This is a genomic window from Pseudophaeobacter arcticus DSM 23566 (assembly GCF_000473205.1).
GTDB lineage: Bacteria > Pseudomonadota > Alphaproteobacteria > Rhodobacterales > Rhodobacteraceae > Pseudophaeobacter > Pseudophaeobacter arcticus.
This window is the reverse complement of the sequence record NZ_KI421507.1, coordinates 3,187,042-3,204,858: the sequence shown is the minus strand read 5'-3', so window position 1 is coordinate 3,204,858 and position 17,817 is coordinate 3,187,042. Positions and strand designations below refer to the sequence as shown.

The following is a 17,817-nucleotide window of genomic DNA, read 5'->3' as shown; positions in this document are numbered from 1 at the left end:
GGGAGGACGACCAATGAAACTTAAGGCACTTACATTCGCGGCATTGCTCGCGATGGGTACATCTGCGTCAGCAGAGGTCAAAATTGCACTGGACAGCAAGCCGGATCTGGAAACATCAGGATCCTACAACTGGGCATTTGCCTTTGGCAACGCGTTGAAAGACGCAGGCATGGAGGTGCGTGAAATGCCACGTGGCTCGGTTGGAAATGAGGCCGAGAAATTCGATCAGGTCTCGACTGGCTTGCTTGAAATTTCGCTTTCAGATGTCCGCGCCGTCGCCCAGGTGGATCCCTTTATCTACGGGATCCGCCTGCCATATATCTTTAGCGATATCGCGCATATGGACCGCACCCTGGCTGCGGGCGATGTCTACAACCGCATCAATGAAAACCTGGCAGAACAAGACGCGATCTTGTTGGCTTTGGCACCGCTTGGCCCCGCGTCAGGCGTGATTACCACAACACAGGCCGTCCGCTCTCCGGCGGATATGGCGTCTTTGCGGATGCGTGCCTTGGATGACGCGCAGATTGCCATGTATCAGGCCTGGGGATCCAGCGGCACGATTGTGCCCTGGGGGGAAGTCCCGGCAGGCCTGCAAACAGGTGTCATCGACGGCTACCTGAACTCGCCTTTTGTGCCTGTGATGTTTGGCCAGACCGATTTTGTGAAGAATTTTGCCACTGCGGATGTGATCTGGCCACTGCGGGCGGTTATCGCCTCCAAGGACTGGTACGATGGCCTGTCAGAGGCAGATCGTGCAAGCGTTGACGCTGCAGTTGTTACTGCAGACGCTGCGGCACGCGACTGGCTGGCGGCTGCTTCGGTCAACGGGCTGCTGGCGCTGGAGGAAAAGGGCGTGACAGTGCAGCGCCTTACGCCAGAAGAGCGTGCCGTGTTTCGTGAAGCCTCTCTGCCGGTCTACGATTCAGACCTGATGTCTGCAGAGGACACCGCGCTGTGGAAGAAACTGTCTGACGAGAACCGTTAAACCGATGGGCGGGCTGCCGCCCGGTAGCCCGCCCAGCCCCTAACCGGAGAAAAAGATGCGCCAGCTCATCATCACCACCAGTAACCGTTTGCATTATCTCATGCGCCGCGTTGCCGTTTTTGCGGTTTGTCTGATGTTCGTGACGGTGGTTGTTCAGATCATTGCGCGATATGTCTTTGCCTCGCCACCTGTCTGGACCGAAGATGTTGCCCGCTATGCGATGGTGTGGACCGGATTGCTGGGGGCGACGCTGTCGTTCAAGACCCGCTCAGATGCGGTGTTGATGCACAGCGTGTTCCCGCAGCCCCCTCATTTTCTGGCGACCTTTGCCAAAGCGGTCGAAAGCGCTGCGGTGCTCATCTTTATTCTGCCGGTTGTCTATTTCTGTTTCATTGGCCTGCGCGGCGGTTTTGCCAAAGGCTATCTTGCCCGCCAATCGGGCCTGACTGCCGATACCCTTGGCATTCCGATGGTTTGGATTTCGATCTCTGTACCCATTGCCATGATCATCATCCTGCTGCACCTGGCCGCCAGATGGGCCGGCGATGAGCCTGCCGAGGCCCCCGCATCACAGCTGGATTAAGTGACCGGTGTTGTATGGCAACTGGGTGGGATTTGGGGGGGCATGGCCGCAACGAGGCCTGTGAGCGTCCCATCTGAGGTGTCTCAGGTCGCGTCAGAACAGGGCGCGTCAGAACAGGGCGCGTCAGAACAGGGCGATCCAGATGCCGGTAAACATCAGAATGCCGCCAATATTGACCCACATGTGCCAGATCGCATAGCGAAACGGCAGGGTCTTGCGGGCGTAGAACCCGGTGCCGATCACAAAGCTGGTGACACCAGACAGGATGCACCACAGGCTGGTGGCTGGCACCATGGTCAGATCCGGCAGTGCGCCCAACCCCAGCGCGCCAAGCCCCAGGTAAGAGGCCGTCGACCAGCGGGACTTTACGTTTTCATTGGTAATCTTGTTCCAGATTGCGAGGGCGGTCAGCCCCCAGCACAGGTACAAGAGTGTCCAGGTCCAGGAGGTGTCAGCCTGGACAAAAAAAGGCGTAAAGGTGCCGGTTATGCTGGGATAGATTGCAGCATGGTCAATGCGGCGCAGCAATACACGGCGGTGGTGCCAGGGGCCAAAGTGGTACAGGCTTGACGCGATATTGGAGGCCAGAACGCAGAGGATATAGACACCAAGCGCGGCAATCAGCGTAAAATCAAGATCGGCGCTGGCCTTGATAGACAGCGCAAGGCCGGCCGCCAGGATCAGGGTCAGACCAATCGCATGCACCGCGATATCGGCACGGCGATGGGCAGGGATGGCGCTGGGGTAGGTTGTGGCTTGCGGTATAGCTGTCATGACGGACTCTGGCAGGTTGCGCCCCAGCGATAGGAAGGATGCCGGGGAGAGTCTAGATTTCCTGTACGTCAGCACCTCTGGGCGCAGGCGTTTGGCAGTGCAGGCCAATCTCTCGCGCACCGCTTTGTTGTTCGCTCATTTGGCGCAACTTTGGATGCCGTGAGAGGCGGAGCCGCCTAATAGCGGCCATTGTCGGCAGGGTAGACGCCGAGAATTTCCACATTGGTGGTGAAATAGGCCAGTTCATCCATTGCCAGTTGCACGTTTGCATCATCTGGATGGCCTTCGATATCCGCATAAAACTGCGTTGCGGTGAAAGATCCATCGACCATATAGCTCTCCAGCTTGGTCATGTTGATGCCATTGGTGGCAAAGCCTCCCATGGCCTTGTACAGGGCGGCGGGAATATTGCGGACCTGAAAGACAAAACTGGTGATCATGCCATGGGCACCGCGGCGGCTGGTGTCAGGGTCGCGCGACATGATCAGGAAACGCGTGGTGTTATCACCGCGATCCTCAATCTTTTTCTCCAGCACATCCAGCCCATAGATCTCGCCGGCCAATTCGCTGGCCAGGGCGGCCGTATGGATGTCGCCTGCTGCCGCGACATCGCGTGCGGCGCGGGCATTGTCCGGGCTAACCCGGCCCATGATGTTGTTTTTACGCAGGAATTTTCCGCATTGTGGCAGCAGGACCAGATGTGATTTTGCCTCGCGGATGTCTTCCAGTTTGGCACCGGGCACCACCAAGAGATTGATATGCACCCGCACAAAGGCTTCGTCGATGATATGCAGCCCGCTATGGGGCAGCAGCCGGTGGCTGTCGGCAACCCGCCCGTAGGTGGAATTCTCAACCGGCAGCATCGCCTGCTCTGCCTCGCCTGAGCGCACCGCCTCGATCACATCCTCGAATGTGGCGCAGGGAAGCACCTCCATCGCGTGGCGCGCATTGCGACAGGCCTCGTGACTATAAGAGCCGAGCTCCCCCTGAATGGCAATTTTTCCGGTCATCAGTGCGACTTTCCTGCAAAACTTCAGCAAACGGGCATTTCGTCGCGTTGTCTATACCTTGCCACTGACGAGTGGAAGCCTTAGACAACGACCCAGACAGCTAAAACGGACACGCGATTCATGTTTGACACGATGACCCTAACCAAAGCGACCGCAGGCGTTTGCGGATCGTTCCTGGTGCTTCTTCTGGGCCACTGGGCCGCGGATGTGCTCTATTCGTCAGATGCGCACGGTGAGCAATCTTATGTAATTGAAGTAGCGGATGCGAGCGCCGCTGATGAAGATGCGGTTGAGGTCAGCTTTGAAGAGCTGATGGCCTCAGCTGACGCTGGCAAAGGCGCCAAGGTCTTCAAAAAATGTTCAGCATGCCACAAACTCGAAGAGGGTGTGAACAGCACCGGTCCTTCGCTTTATGGTGTTGTTGGCCGCGCCCAGGCCAGCATGGATGGCTTTGGCTATTCCGGCGCTCTGACCGCGCTGGGCGGCACCTGGACGGCAGAAGAGCTTAATCACTTCCTGACGAAACCAGCAGCCTATGCATCTGGCACCACAATGACGTTCTCTGGTTTGAAAAAAGAAAATGACCGGGTGAACCTCATTGCCTATCTGGACAGCCTCGACAACTGATCCGGATCTGGTTTCCCGAACCAGCACAACAGATTTCAAAGGGCCGCGGCATCTGCTGCGGCCTTTTGCATGTGCAACGGGTCGGGGAATGTCCGGTTGTCGCGGCGAGATCACGCGCTTTCGATCTGGTGATTGTCGCGATCACGTAATCTCACCTTGAATGTTACCACCTGCGGGTTTTAGCTTGCGGGACAGGAAAAACCGCGCCAGTCCAAGGCCGGGCAATGGAGGTTGTGACAGATGACATCCCAGATGGCAGGTAATCAGGCAGCACAGCAAGAGGCCCAAAGGGCTACTCGGGCCAGGGCACAGGTGGTGCAGGCTGGGCCTGCAAGCCCGGTTTTCATGTTGATTCTGGGGCTTGCCTTTGCCCTCCTGCTTCTGGCGATGCCACTGCGGGCGGCGGCAGAGGAGGTGATCACGAGCCATGGCTTTGCCGAATTTGGGGAATTGAAATACCCCAAAGGCTTTACCCATTTTGACTATGTGAACCCAGAGGCGCCAAAGGGCGGCGAGCTGTCGATTTCGGCGGTGGGCACCTTTGACAGTATGAACCCTTTTACCCGCCAGGGCCGGGCCGGCGCCTTGGCCTCGGAGCATTTTGAGGGTCTGCTGGTGGAATCTTATGATGAGCCGGGATCCTATTACGGTCTGATTGCCGAAAGCCTGGAGTACCCCGAAAGCCAGGATTGGGTGATTTTCAACCTGCGCCCCGAGGCGCGTTTTTCCGATGGCAGCCCGGTGACGGCGGATGATGTGGTGTTTTCCCATAACATCCTGCTGGATCAGGGCCTGCAGTCCTATGCCGAAGCCGTGCGCAAACGTATCCCCAAGGCCGAAGCGCTGGGCCCGCATCAGGTGAAATTCTACTTCTCTCCGGATTACCCTCGCCGCGCCATGATCACACAGGTGGGGGGCACCCCGGTTTTCTCGAAGGCCTGGTTTGAGGCCGATCCCGAAAACCGCCGCCTGGATGAGCCACGTCTGGATCCGGGTATTGGCTCTGGCCCCTATATTCTGGACAAGGCCGAGATCAACCAGCGCATCACCTACCGCCGCAATCCCGACTACTGGGGCAAGGATCTGAACGTCAACATCGGCCGACATAACTATGATGCCATCCGGGTAGAGTATTTTGGCGATGCCATTGCCGCCATGGAGGGCTTTAAGGCTGGCATCTACACCGTGCGGCCTGAGAATAACTCGAAAAGCTGGGCGACCTCTTATGATTTTGACGCGGTTGCAAATGGCGATGTGATCAAGAACGAGATCCCGGACGGCAATGTGCCTGTGGCCAATGGCTTTGTGATGAACCTGCTGCGGCCCAAGTTCCAGGACATTCGGGTGCGCGAGGCCCTGCAGCTGGCCTTCAACTTTGAATGGACCAACGAGAGCCTGCAATACGGGCTGTTCCGCCATCGCAGCTCTTTCTGGCAGGATAGCGATCTGGAGGCCAAAGGCGTGCCGACGGGGCGCGAACTGGAGGTGCTGACCGCGCTGGGCGACCAGATTGATCCGGCGATTCTGACCTCTGAGCCGGTGATGGCCCATGCCTCGAAACCCAAACGCCCCAATGATCGTCGCAACCTGCGCCGCGCCATGAAGCTGCTGGATGAGGCCGGCTGGGAAGTGAACAGTGAGGGCATGCGCCAGAACGCGGCGGGCGAGGTACTGAAGATCGAATTCCTGCTTGATAGCCCGACTTTGGAACGTATCGTCGGCCCCTATGTGTCAAACCTGCAGGCAATGGGCATCGACGCGGTGCTCAATCGGGTGGATTACGCGCAATACACCAGCCGCCGCCGGGAAAAGGATTTTGACATGGTCTCCTTTGCCTATCCAATGTCACTGGAACCATCGACCGGCCTGTATCAGTTCTTTGGGGCCGAGGCGCATAAGTTCTCGGTCTTTAATCCGGCAGGTCTGGCGGATCCGGCAGTGGACGCCCTGATTGACAATGTTGTTGACGCCAAAACCCAGGAAGAGCTCTACTCCAATGCCCGTGCGCTGGACCGGGTGCTGCGGGCAAAACGGTTCATGGTGCCAACCTGGTATCTGGACGTCAGCTGGATCGCCCATTGGAAACAATATGCCTACCCTGCAAACCTGCCCCCCTATGACACCGGGTTGCTGGACCTGTGGTGGGTGGATGCCGCGCGCGAGGCTGAATTGAAAGCCTCGGGCGCCTTGCGGTAAGGGCGCGACATGGCAGCCTATATCCTTAGACGTTTACTGCTGGTGATCCCAACCCTGTTTGGCATCATGGTGGTGAACTTTACCCTGGTACAATTTGTCCCCGGCGGTCCGGTGGAACAGGTGATCGCGCAGCTGCAGGGCGGCGGTGATGTGTTTGAGGGCTTTGCCGGTGGCGGCGGGGATTCCGGTGGATCATCGGTGATAGAAGCCAATGACAGCTACGCAGGCCGTCAGGGCCTGCCGCCGGAACTCATCGAGGAGCTGAAAGAGCAGTTTGGCCTGGACAAGCCACCGCTGGAGCGGTTTGGCCTGATGCTGGTCAACTACATGCGGTTTGACTTTGGTGAGAGCTATTTTCGCAAGATCGACGTGACAGAGCTGGTGTTGGAAAAGATGCCGGTGTCGATTTCTCTGGGGCTGTGGTCGACACTGATTGCCTATTTGATTTCGATCCCCCTAGGGATTCGCAAGGCACTGCGCGATGGCTCGCGTTTTGATACCTGGACCAGTGGCATCATCATCGCCGCCTATGCCATCCCGGGGTTCCTGTTTGCGATCATGCTGCTGGTTCTGTTCGCGGGTGGCTCCTACTGGCAGATCTTTCCCCTGCGCGGCCTGACCTCTGACAACTGGGAAAGCCTCAGCCTGTTTGGCAAGATCTACGATTACGCCTGGCACATCGCGCTGCCGGTGATTGCCTCAACCATTGCCTCCTTTGCCACCTTGACGCTTTTGACCAAGAACTCCTTTTTGGATGAGATCAAAAAACAATATGTCATCACCGCACGGGCCAAGGGGCTGTCGGAAAACCGGGTGCTCTATGGCCATGTGTTCCGCAATGCCATGCTGATTGTGATTGCCGGTTTCCCGGCGGTGTTCATCAGCATATTCTTTTCCGGCAGCCTGATCATCGAGACGATTTTCTCGCTGGATGGTCTGGGCCGCCTGGGGTTTGAGGCCGCGGTGGCGCGGGATTACCCGGTGATGTTTGGCACCATGTATATCTTTGGTCTGATGTCCCTGGTGGTCGGGATCATTTCCGATCTGATGTATGTACTGGTTGATCCCCGCATCGACTTTGAAAAGCGGGAGGGCTGAACCATGGCATTATCCCCGCTGAACCAACGTCGTTGGAACACCTTCCGCCGCAACAAACGCGCCTATTGGTCCCTGTGGATTTTTGCGGTGCTTTTTGGCCTGTCGCTCTTTGCTGAGTTCCTGGCCAATGACAAACCCATCCTGGTGAGCTATCGCGGCGAGCTTTATACGCCGATCTTCAAGTACTACCCTGAGAGCACCTTTGGCAGCGATGTAAAAACCAAGGCAAGCTATCGCGACCCAGAGGTGGAATGCCTGATTCAATCTGGCGGGGTTGAGGACTGCTTTGACGAACCGGAAGAGATTATCGAGGAAATAGCGGGGGGCAGCTACGCGGCTGAAGGGTTCTACAAGGGCTGGACGATCTGGCCGCTCATTCCCTATTCCTACAACACCAATGTGGACCGCCCTGGGGCTGCACCACTGCCACCCAATGGGCAGAACCTTCTGGGCACAGATGACGCCAAACGCGATGTGCTGGCGCGGGTCATTCATGGCTTTCGCTTGTCGATTGTCTTTACCCTGATGGTGACGGGCGCGGCCACGGTGGTTGGTATTCTGGCCGGTGCGGTGCAGGGCTATTTTGGCGGCTGGCTGGATCTGGTGTTCCAGCGGGTGATCGAAATCTGGAGCTCCACCCCAACGCTCTATGTGATCATCATCATGTTTGCCATTCTGGGCCGCAGTTTCTGGCTCTTGGTGGGGCTGATGATCCTGTTCAGCTGGACCTCGCTGGTGGGCGTGGTGCGGGCCGAATTCCTGCGGGCGCGCAATCTGGAATATGTCCGCGCGGCCAAGGCCCTGGGAGTGGGCAATATGACCATCATGCTGCGCCACATGCTGCCCAATGCCATGGTGGCAACCCTGACCATGCTACCCTTTATCATCACCGGCACCATTGGCGGCTTGGCGAGTTTGGATTTTCTCGGCTTTGGCCTGCCCTCCTCGGCGCCCTCATTGGGGGAGCTGACCCTGCAGGCAAAACAAAACCTCGAAGCGCCCTGGCTGGCCTTTACCGCCTTTGTCACCTTTGCCCTGATGCTGTCGCTGCTGATTTTTATCTTTGAAGGTATCCGCGACGCCTTTGATCCAAGAAAGACCTTTTCATGATAAGAAGAGGCGCATGCCAGAGAGGCCCGGCAGCAAGCCGGGCAGTGCCCGACCACCCCCATGGCTCCCATGGGCAGGCACTTCGTTTCCGCCCGCGGTCAAGCACCGCCCTCAGTGTTGCTGCAGGCAAGAGACAGACATGACAAAAGCTCCAATCCTTCAGGTCAAAGACCTGCATGTGTCTTTCCGTCAGGATGGCAAGATCAACAAGGCTGTCAAAGGCGTCTCATTCTCGGTTGCACGTGGTGAAACCGTGGCCTTGGTGGGCGAGTCCGGCTCTGGCAAATCCGTCTCGGCACTCTCCACCGTGTCACTGCTGGGCGACAGCGCCATCGTGGAAGGGTCCGTCACCTATGACGGGGTTGAAATGGTCGGCGCCTCGGAAAAGCACCTGATGCAGGTGCGCGGCAATGACATCAGCTTTATCTTTCAGGAGCCGATGACCTCGCTCAACCCGCTGCACACCATTGAAAAGCAGCTGGCGGAATCGCTGGCACTGCATCAGGGATTGCAGGGGCAGGCGGCGCGGGCGCGCATTTTGGAACTGATGCAAAAGGTTGGCATTCGCGATGCCGAAACCCGCCTGAGCGCCTATCCGCATGAGCTGTCCGGTGGTCAGCGCCAGCGGGTGATGATCGCCATGGCCCTGGCCAATAAACCAGAGGTGCTGATTGCGGATGAACCCACAACGGCGCTGGATGTGACCATCCAGGCGCAGATTCTGGAGCTGCTGGCCGAGCTGAAGAAATCTGAGGGCATGGGGCTGTTGTTCATCACCCACGATCTGAACGTGGTGCGCCGCATCGCCGATCGGGTCTGTGTGATGAAGGGCGGTGAGATTGTCGAGGAAGGCCCGGCGGCGGAGGTTTTTGACAATCCTCAACATGCCTATACGCAAAAACTGCTGGCAGCAGAGCCCTCTGGTATCCCAGAACCGGTGGCGGCTGATGCGGCAGAGATGATCCGTACCCGGGATTTGAAAGTCTGGTTCCCGATCCAGAAGGGGCTGTTGAAACGCACCGTCGGCCATGTGAAGGCGGTCAATCCAACCTCGATTTCGGTGCGGGCTGGCGAAACTCTGGGTATCGTCGGCGAAAGCGGCTCGGGCAAGACCACCATGGCGCTGGCGATCATGCGGCTGATTGCCTCTGAGGGCGAGGTGCGGTTCTGCGGTGACGATCTGCGGCAATGGTCCACGCGTGAGCTGCGCAGCCTGCGCAAGGATATGCAGATCGTGTTTCAGGACCCTTATGGCTCGCTCAGCCCGCGGATGACCTGCGCCCAGATCATTGCCGAAGGGCTGGCCATTCACAAGGTCGACCAGCACCGCGCCCCGCGCGACCTGGTGGCGGAGGTGATGGTCGAGGTTGGATTGGATCCGGCGACGATGGATCGCTACCCGCATGAGTTTTCCGGCGGCCAGCGTCAGCGTATCGCCATTGCCCGTGCCATGGTGCTGCGGCCCAAACTGGTGGTGCTGGACGAACCAACATCGGCGCTGGACATGACGGTGCAGGTGCAGATCGTCGAGCTGCTGCGCGATTTGCAAAAACGCTACGGGCTGGCCTATCTGTTCATCAGCCATGATCTGAATGTGGTGCGGGCAATGTCGCATCAGGTGGTGGTGATGAAACAGGGCGATATCGTCGAGGCGGGGGCCGCCGAGACGCTGTTTGAGCATCCAAAGGTGGAATATACGCGCCAGTTGCTGGCCGCCGCCCGCTAGCCTGCGGCACGGCTAGGGGGGAGGTCCCTGCACCTACCGGCAACTGAGACCACAGCAGAGCGGGGGTCTTTGAGGTGGAGATGTTGCTAAGGGGGGGCTCCCGCCCGCTCAGCATTTGCCAGAGGCAAAAGCACACCCTTGGGGGTGGCGCCGCTGGCGCGGCGCTGCAGCGTGCCGTGGATAAGCCATCATGCAGAGGCGGCAGGACAAGGAAGAGCAGGTTTAGCCGGGGGTCATATTGACCAAAGCTGCGGTGACTGCTGGCGCGACAGCGTCCGTGTTTGTGCCCGTGTTCGTTTCGGTGTTCGTATCGGTGTTCGTGCCCGTTTGAGCATCAGTGACGACGGCTTCATAAGCGTCGAAATGGCGGGCAATCACCCGTGTGATGGCCTGGGCCTGCTCGGTCACCACAGCGCCATCTGTGGTTTCAACCAGTATCCCCGGAAAGGCGGCGCAGGCCTCGGTGACAAGAGTGTCAAACCGAGCGGCCATTTCCGGGCAGGGCGCCAGGATCTGCGCACGGGGGATGGCAAAGCCACAAAGCAGGGCCTGGATGATGCGCCCCCTCAGGTGGTCTTCCCCGGCAAAGGCATGGCCGCGGGCGGAGGCAAGACATCCCGTCTTGATCGCGGCCATATAGTGGGCGGTGCTGGACGCGTTTTGCGCGTAGCCCTGCGGAAACCGGGAAACAGCCGAGGCTCCCAGCCCAATCAGCACCTCTGCCGGGTCGTTGTCATAGCCCTGAAACCCCCGCTTTAATCCCTGATTGAGGTCCTGTGTCTCACGGGCATGGATCAGGCTGTCACCTGGACGGGCAAAACTGTCGAGGCCGATCTGTTGGTAGCCGTCTTCCAGGCAGATGGCCCTGGCGGCCCTGAACAGCTCCAGCCGGTCCTCGGGCTTGGGCAGGGTTTCAGACGGGATCATGGTTTGGCGCCGGATCATCGCGGGCAGATGCTTGTAGCCATAAAGCGCAACCCGGTCCGGCGTCAGCGACAGCAATTGCCGGGTGCTTTGGCGGATCTGCGCAAGCGTCTGGTTCGGCAGGCCAAACAGCAGGTCGGTGCTCAGGTCCTGCACGCCGCCATGGCGCAGCATCGCAACCACCTGCGCGACCCTGTCAAAGGTTAAACTACGGCCAATAGCCTGCTGGGTTGTGTCGTCAAATCCCTGCACCCCAATCGAGGCGCGCGTAAGCCCAGCGTCAATTAGCGCCTCACAGCGGGCCTGGTCGAATTCATTGGGGTCGATCTCAACCAAGAACTCAGCGCCCGGAGCCAGAGGCGCTATCTCGCACAGCGCAGCAGCCAGATCGCGAATCATTTCAGGGGGCAAAATGGTCGGAGTGCCGCCCCCCCAGTGGATGCGCGACAGGGAGAGATCTTTTGGCAAATGGGATCTGAGCAGCGAAATTTCCTGTTTTAGCGCCGCAACATAGGCCGAAATGGGGGCATCAGATCTGGTCCCCTGGGTGCGACACATGCAAAACCAGCAGAGTGTGCGGCAAAAGGGGATGTGAACATAAAGGGAAATTTGGCTCCCGGCAGGAACCTGGCCCAGCCAGGATTGGAAATGCGCAGCACCAATTTGCGGCCCAAAATGCGCCGCTGTGGGGTAACTGGTATAGCGCGGCACTTTGGCATCGAATAAACCGAGCTTCGCCAATTGTGATTCCTGACACATGTCACTATCCTAGTCAGTATTCGCACGAACGAACTTTGACCTAGATCAAACGGGACTGACCATGAACGCCCCAACCATATCCCATATCAATTGTGCTGATTGTCCTATCCGCCACCGTGCTGTTTGCGCTCGCTGCGAGTCTGACGAGCTGGAGGCGTTGGACGCCATCAAGTACTATCGCAGCTATGAAGCGGGGCAGCCAATTATTTGGTCCGGCGATATGATGAACTTTGTCGGTTCTGTGGTGTCGGGTATCGCAACTCTGACGCAGACAATGGAGGACGGCCGCACGCAGATGGTTGGCCTGTTGCTGCCGAGCGATTTTGTCGGTCGCCCAGGGCGCGACGGTGCCGCCTATAATGTGGTTGCGACCACCGATCTGGTGATGTGCTGTTTCCGCAAAAAGCCCTTTGAAGAGCTGATGGCCAATACGCCGCATATTGCCCATCGCCTGCTGGAGATGACCCTGGATGAACTGGATGCCGCGCGCGAATGGATGTTGGTTCTGGGGCGCAAAACTGCGCGGGAAAAAATTGCCAGCCTGCTGACAATCATTGCCCGACGCGATGCCTCGCTGACGCCGCGTGGGGCGGTCAACACAATGACCTTTGATCTGCCCCTCACCCGCGAGGCAATGGCGGATTATCTGGGCCTCACGCTTGAAACCGTCAGCCGCCAGATGTCGGCCTTGAAAAAGGACGGGGTGATTTTGCTGGAGGGCAAACGCCGGGTGTCAGTGCCTGATATGGGGCGCCTGTTCGAAGAAGCGGGCGATGACAGCGATGGCGGCTTTATCAGCTGAGGCGCCGGCCAGGGTCCCGCCCTCAGGTATTCTGCCGCGTTTCCATGTCAATTTTTATAGGGTTTAAGCCGGGGTCGGCAGGGTTTGTCCTGCCTGTACCTGTCAGCCATCTTGCAACCTGATGACTGGCGGAACTGGGGCTACGTCCAGACATGCTCCACAGCCGCAAAGCCCTGGGGAGGGTGGCTTTTTTCTCAAAAGGGGCCACCAGTTGCCCCCTTGCCAGATAGGGTGCCAACAGGGCCTCATGGCCGATCAAGACCCCGGCTCCGTTCAGCGCCTCTTCCACGGCCAGGGCATAGAGCGAATAGACCGGACCACGCGGCGCGATGTGATGCGGCAGGGCTGCCTGTGCCAACCAATGCTCCCAGTCCTGCTCCCAACTGGTGTCATATAGACAGGGCACCTTTAGCAAATCCAATGGGGTTTTCAACCGCTCAGCCAGGGCTGGGGCGCAGACGGGAAAGATGACATCCTCTGCCAGGACCGTGCCGTTGTGACCGCCAAAAAACAGGCACAGATCATAAGGGGTCCGCTTGAGGTTCGGCGGCTGCTCCAGGGCCGTGATCGAGATTTCGGTGCCGGGCATTTCCGCCCGCAGGTGGGGCAGGCGGGGCGATAGCCAGAACTGGGCGATTGCTGGCAGGGTGGCGATATGGACCACCCGCGGCGCCGCGGCATCGCGCATCTGTTGCACGGCCTGTCCCAGCTGATCAAAGGCCTGGCCAAAGGCGGGCAAAGATTGCGCCCCCAGCGGCGTCAGAACCACCCCTTTGGCGCTGCGCTGAAACAGCGGCGCGCCAAGCTCTGCCTCCAGCGATTTGATCTGCGCTGAGATGGCACCGGGAGTGACGCCCAGCTCATTGGCCGCTGCTGAAAACCCACCCAACCGGGCGGAGGCCTCAAAGGCGCGCAGGGCTGTCATGGCAAAGGATTTTGGGCGGGGTGGAGAAACAGTCATGGGGTTAGACTCACTTTTTCTAACCCTAGATTTTCAGAAAACTGATTTGCGCGCAAGCCTGACTGGGGCTCAACTGGGGAAAGCCCAGGCCAAAGACCGGCCCCGGACCATGCTTCATAGGAGTTCTACCATGCCCCATCTTGCCACCCGTCCCTGGGTTCCGACCACCTGCGAAACCCGGGTGCAGGCGATCGCTGCGGCGACTGCTGAAATGGCTCCGTCTGCGGCAGCCAACCGGATTGAGGCGCTAATACAGCGCAACAGCGAGATCCACGATCAGGAGTGTTTCAATCTCAACCCGGCGACCAATGTGATGAACCCCGCCGCCGAGGCGGTGCTGGCGCGCGGGCTGGGCAGTCGGCCGTCGCTGGGCTATCCGGGGGACAAATACGAAATGGGGCTGGAGGCCATCGAAGAAATCGAAGTCATGGCGGCCGAGCTGGCGGCGCAGATCTTTGACGCCAAATATGCCGAGATCCGTGTGGCTTCCGGCGCGCTGGCCAATCTCTATGGGTTTATGGCGCTCACCAAACCCGGTGATTGTATCATTGCGCCGCCTGCTGCAATTGGCGGCCATGTCACCCATCATGCCGATGGCTGTGCCGGGCTTTATGGGCTGGTGTCCCATCCGGCGCCGGTCAATGCCGATGGCTATACGGTTGACCTTGCGGCCCTGCGTGCCCTGGCGCTGCGGGAGCGTCCCAAACTGATTACCATCGGCGGCAGTCTCAACCTCTTTGCCCATCCGGTGCGCGAGATCCGCGCCATTGCGGATGAGGTTGGGGCCAAGGTGCTGTTTGATGCGGCGCATCAATGCGGAATCATCGCCGGGCAGGCCTGGGCCAATCCGCTGAGCGAGGGGGCGCATGTGATGACCATGAGCACCTACAAGAGCCTTGGCGGTCCGGCGGGGGGATTGATTGTCAGCAATGACGCCGAGATTGCCGAACGCCTGGATGCCATCGCCTTTCCCGGCATGACGGCCAATTTTGACGCGGCAAAATCCGCCTCTTTGGCGCTGAGCCTGCTGGACTGGGTCGACCACGGCCCGGCCTATGCCCAGGCGATGATCGCCCTGGCTCAGGCGCTGGCGGCTGAACTGGAGGCCCTGGGGCTGCCGGTCTTTAAGCCAAATGGCGCGGCGGGCGGGCAGGCGACCAGCTCGCATCAGTTTGCCATCAAGGCGGCGCGGTTTGGCGGTGGCCAGGCGGCCTCAAAAAGACTGCGCCGCGCCGGGTTTCTGGCCTGTGGCATTGGCCTGCCGATTGATCCGGTGGCGGGGGATATGAACGGGCTGCGCATTGGCACGCCTGAGCTGGTGCGCCGGGGTGTCACCCCTGCGGATGCTGCGGAACTGGCCAGTTTGATCGCCGCCGGGCTGACCGGCAATGACCCCGATTTGGTGGCGCAACAGACCGCCCGGATGCGGGCCAGGTTCCAGGGCCTGCATTACGTCCGGAGCTGAGGCCGAACCAGATCTGCCTGGCGGGCCGTGGGCCAACCCGCCAAATAGAAAACCCCGCCCGGCTGGGTGCAGCTGGGCGGGGCAAATTTTCTGGGCTAAATCATCAGGACTACGCTGGATCAGCCCAAGTTGCGATCAATGGGCCAGGAAAATCGGCACGGTTGCGTTTTCCAGCATATTGCGGGTCGCCCCCCCCAGGATTGCCTCGCGGAAGCGGGAGTGGCCATAGGCGCCCATGACGATCATGCCGGCATCTGTGTCGGCGGCATGGCGGATCAGGATATCAGAGACGCGCGGCATGGTTTTGCTGAGCACGTCAATCTCACATTTGACCCCCTGGCGTGCCAGCATCTGCGCCAGCATGCCGCCGGGGTCAGAGCGCTCTGGCCCATGTTGCGGCGGGTCGATCACCACAATGCGCACCAGATCGGCGCCGGTGAGGAAAGGTATGGCCTTGCGAATGGAGGTCATCGCCTCGATGCTTTCGTTCCAGGCCACCAGGATGGTTTTTGGCTGGCCAACAGGCTTGGCATTGTCGGGAACAACCAGAACCGGAGCGCGGCCTTCAAAAAGTGCGGCCTCGACCACGGGTTCGGCTTCGACACCTTTGCCCTTGCCATAGGGTTGGCCCAGGACAACCAGATCAGAAAACCGCGCCAGTCGCGCCACGTGGCGCCCCATATCGGCAATCTGCGCGATACCCGCATCGGTTGAAAACTGGACGCCGGCCTTTTTCAGGTAGTCATCTGCATAGGATTGCAGAGCATTGGCGTCATCTTTGGCACGAGTCATGGTTTCTTGCAGAACCATGGCATTGGCACCGGCATAGTAATACCCGGTCTGAGTGCGATCAACGCCCAGGCACAAGACATCGGTATGGCCGTCAAAGGCCGCAGCCATTGAGGCCGCTTGTGACAGAGGGGTCTCAGCCGTGTCCTGCGAGGTCAGAACCGTGAGAATGGTTTTGTAAGTCATGTTTCACCTCATGTGGTAAAATTTCAAAGCTCTAACAAGAAGGGCTGTTAGTGTAGCCGTACCCTGTTTGGTCTGTCACAGTTGAATGATATTTGTCTTGATGCAGATCAATGCGCCCGGAGCGCATGTTTTGCATTTAGTTCTGGGAATAAATGGGTTTCTCGCGACGCCAAGAATCGCGGGAGACATGGTGAAGGGACGCAAAATGTCTAATTATATCAAGCTGATCGCGCTTGGTTTGGTCACGCTTTTCGCGATGATCGGGACCAATTATGCGCGAGATCTGGCTTACCAGGTGCATGCGATAATCGTCATGCTCGTTGCTGGTGGTCTGTTTCTATACACGCTGCGCCATACTGGCGACGCAAAGCCGGCTGCTGGCAGCCAGCAAAATGAGTATTTTGACAGCGTTGTGCGCGCCGGTGTGATTGCCACTGCCTTTTGGGGTGTTGTGGGTTTTCTCGTCGGGACGTTCATCGCTTTCCAGCTGGCTTTTCCAGCGCTGAACTTTGAGTGGGCTCAGGGCTTTGCCAACTTTGGCCGTCTGCGTCCCTTGCATACTTCGGCAGTGATTTTTGCCTTTGGCGGCAACGCGCTGATTGCGACCTCTTTCTATGTCGTGCAGCGCACCAGCGCCGCGCGCCTCTGGGGCGGCAACCTGGCCTGGTTCGTGTTCTGGGGCTACCAGTTGTTTATCGTTCTGGCGGCAACCGGTTACCTGTTTGGCGGCACCCAGTCGAAAGAATACGCAGAGCCCGAATGGCATGTTGACCTGTGGTTGACCATTGTCTGGGTGGCCTATCTGGCGGTCTTCCTCGGCACCGTGATCAAACGTAAAGAGCCGCATATCTATGTGGCCAACTGGTTCTACCTGGCCTTTATCGTCACCGTTGCGATGCTGCACCTGGTCAATAACATGACCATTCCAGTGTCCATCTGGGGGTCCAAATCGGTCATCGTCTGGTCCGGTGTGCAGGATGCCATGGTGCAGTGGTGGTATGGCCACAACGCTGTGGGCTTCTTCCTGACTGCGGGCTTCCTGGGTATGATGTACTACTTTGTGCCAAAGCAGGCCGAACGTCCGGTGTTCAGCTATAAACTGTCGATCATCCACTTTTGGGCGCTGATCTTCCTGTATATCTGGGCCGGTCCCCACCACCTGCACTACACCGCGCTGCCAGACTGGGCTTCGACCCTTGGCATGGTGTTCTCGATCGTGCTGTGGATGCCCTCCTGGGGTGGCATGATCAACGGTCTGATGACGCTGTCTGGCGCCTGGGACAAGCTGCGGACCGATCCGGTTATCCGGATGATGGTTATCTCGATCGGCTTTTACGGCATGTCGACCTTTGAAGGTCCGATGATGTCGATCCGCGCCGTGAACTCGCTGAGCCACTACACTGACTGGACCATTGGTCACGTGCACTCCGGTGCGCTGGGTTGGAACGGGATGATCACCTTTGGTGCGCTCTACTTCCTGGTTCCGGTTCTGTGGAAGCGCGAGCGTCTGTACAGCCTCAGCCTGGTGTCCTGGCACTTCTGGCTCGCCACCATCGGCATCATTCTCTATGCCTCTTCGATGTGGGTGACCGGGATCATGGAAGGCCTGATGTGGCGCGAAGTTGACGCCAACGGCTTCCTGGTGAACTCCTTTGCCGACACCGTGGCAGCGAAGTTCCCGATGTATGTGGTGCGTGGTCTGGGTGGCGTTATGTTCCTCTCCGGTGCGCTTATCATGTGCTACAACCTGTGGATGACCGTCCGTAAAGCTCCGGCCAAAGAGTCGAGCCTTACTGTCGCGGTTCCGGCTGAATAAGGA

The 17,817-nt window shown here is 58.8% G+C and carries 15 protein-coding genes; 10 read left to right on the top strand and 5 right to left on the bottom strand.

The window, feature by feature from the left end:
- Positions 1-13 precede the first annotated feature (13 nt).
- Complete coding sequence (locus ARCT_RS0119825; protein ID WP_027241640.1) at positions 14-988, top strand: TRAP transporter substrate-binding protein; 975 nt, start codon at positions 14-16, stop codon at positions 986-988.
- Between the two features lie 55 nt (positions 989-1,043).
- Positions 1,044-1,571, top strand: a complete 528-nt coding sequence (locus ARCT_RS0119820; RefSeq protein ID WP_027241639.1) for a TRAP transporter small permease — start codon at positions 1,044-1,046, stop codon at positions 1,569-1,571.
- A gap of 123 nt (positions 1,572-1,694) precedes the next feature.
- Here the strand turns inward: ARCT_RS0119820 and trhA are convergent, their stop codons facing one another.
- Entirely contained in the window at positions 1,695-2,345 is a 651-nt protein-coding gene (gene trhA / locus ARCT_RS0119815) for a PAQR family membrane homeostasis protein TrhA (protein ID WP_027241638.1), read from the bottom strand.
- Between the two features lie 176 nt (positions 2,346-2,521).
- Positions 2,522-3,355 (bottom strand): prephenate dehydratase, encoded by an 834-nt coding sequence (locus ARCT_RS0119810; RefSeq protein ID WP_027241637.1) that lies wholly within the window; start codon positions 3,353-3,355, stop codon positions 2,522-2,524.
- A 120-nt stretch (positions 3,356-3,475) separates the two neighbouring features.
- On the opposite strand from ARCT_RS0119810, the gene ARCT_RS0119805 reads away from it, so the two are divergent.
- The 5 genes from ARCT_RS0119805 (at position 3,476) to ARCT_RS0119785 (ending at position 10,112) form a co-directional block, all read left to right on the top strand.
- Positions 3,476-3,982: a c-type cytochrome gene (locus tag ARCT_RS0119805; protein WP_027241636.1), complete on the top strand. Its 507-nt coding sequence runs from the start codon at positions 3,476-3,478 to the stop codon at positions 3,980-3,982.
- 240 nt (positions 3,983-4,222) lie between these two features.
- Positions 4,223-6,178: an extracellular solute-binding protein gene (locus ARCT_RS0119800; RefSeq protein WP_084300909.1), complete on the top strand. Its 1,956-nt coding sequence runs from the start codon at positions 4,223-4,225 to the stop codon at positions 6,176-6,178.
- Between the two features lie 9 nt (positions 6,179-6,187).
- On the top strand, positions 6,188-7,276 hold the full coding sequence (locus ARCT_RS0119795; protein WP_027241634.1) for a microcin C ABC transporter permease YejB: 1,089 nt from the start codon (positions 6,188-6,190) through the stop codon (positions 7,274-7,276).
- 3 nt (positions 7,277-7,279) lie between these two features.
- Positions 7,280-8,386 (top strand): ABC transporter permease, encoded by a 1,107-nt coding sequence (locus ARCT_RS0119790; RefSeq protein WP_027241633.1) that lies wholly within the window; start codon positions 7,280-7,282, stop codon positions 8,384-8,386.
- 139 nt (positions 8,387-8,525) lie between these two features.
- Positions 8,526-10,112: an ABC transporter ATP-binding protein gene (locus ARCT_RS0119785; RefSeq protein ID WP_027241632.1), complete on the top strand. Its 1,587-nt coding sequence runs from the start codon at positions 8,526-8,528 to the stop codon at positions 10,110-10,112.
- Between the two features lie 222 nt (positions 10,113-10,334).
- On the opposite strand, the gene ARCT_RS26570 is transcribed toward ARCT_RS0119785, so the two are convergent.
- The gene (locus ARCT_RS26570) at positions 10,335-11,795 is read right to left on the bottom strand and encodes a radical SAM protein (protein WP_084300908.1); all 1,461 of its coding nucleotides are present in this window, start codon (positions 11,793-11,795) and stop codon (positions 10,335-10,337) included.
- A 61-nt stretch (positions 11,796-11,856) separates the two neighbouring features.
- Between ARCT_RS26570 and fnrL the strand changes: the two genes are divergently transcribed.
- Entirely contained in the window at positions 11,857-12,597 is a 741-nt protein-coding gene (gene fnrL / locus ARCT_RS0119775; protein ID WP_027241631.1) for a transcriptional regulator FnrL, read from the top strand.
- A gap of 22 nt (positions 12,598-12,619) precedes the next feature.
- On the opposite strand, the gene ARCT_RS26565 is transcribed toward fnrL, so the two are convergent.
- Complete coding sequence (locus tag ARCT_RS26565) at positions 12,620-13,558, bottom strand: LysR family transcriptional regulator (RefSeq protein WP_051360899.1); 939 nt, start codon at positions 13,556-13,558, stop codon at positions 12,620-12,622.
- Positions 13,559-13,688: 130 nt separating this feature from the next.
- On the opposite strand from ARCT_RS26565, the gene ARCT_RS0119760 reads away from it, so the two are divergent.
- Positions 13,689-15,023: a serine hydroxymethyltransferase gene (locus ARCT_RS0119760; RefSeq protein WP_027241630.1), complete on the top strand. Its 1,335-nt coding sequence runs from the start codon at positions 13,689-13,691 to the stop codon at positions 15,021-15,023.
- Positions 15,024-15,158: 135 nt separating this feature from the next.
- Here ARCT_RS0119760 and ARCT_RS0119755 read toward each other — a convergent pair whose 3' ends face one another.
- Positions 15,159-15,998, bottom strand: a complete 840-nt coding sequence (locus ARCT_RS0119755; protein WP_027241629.1) for a universal stress protein — start codon at positions 15,996-15,998, stop codon at positions 15,159-15,161.
- A 205-nt stretch (positions 15,999-16,203) separates the two neighbouring features.
- On the opposite strand from ARCT_RS0119755, the gene ccoN reads away from it, so the two are divergent.
- Positions 16,204-17,814 (top strand): cytochrome-c oxidase, cbb3-type subunit I, encoded by a 1,611-nt coding sequence (gene ccoN / locus ARCT_RS0119750; RefSeq protein WP_027241628.1) that lies wholly within the window; start codon positions 16,204-16,206, stop codon positions 17,812-17,814.
- Positions 17,815-17,817 lie beyond the last annotated feature (3 nt).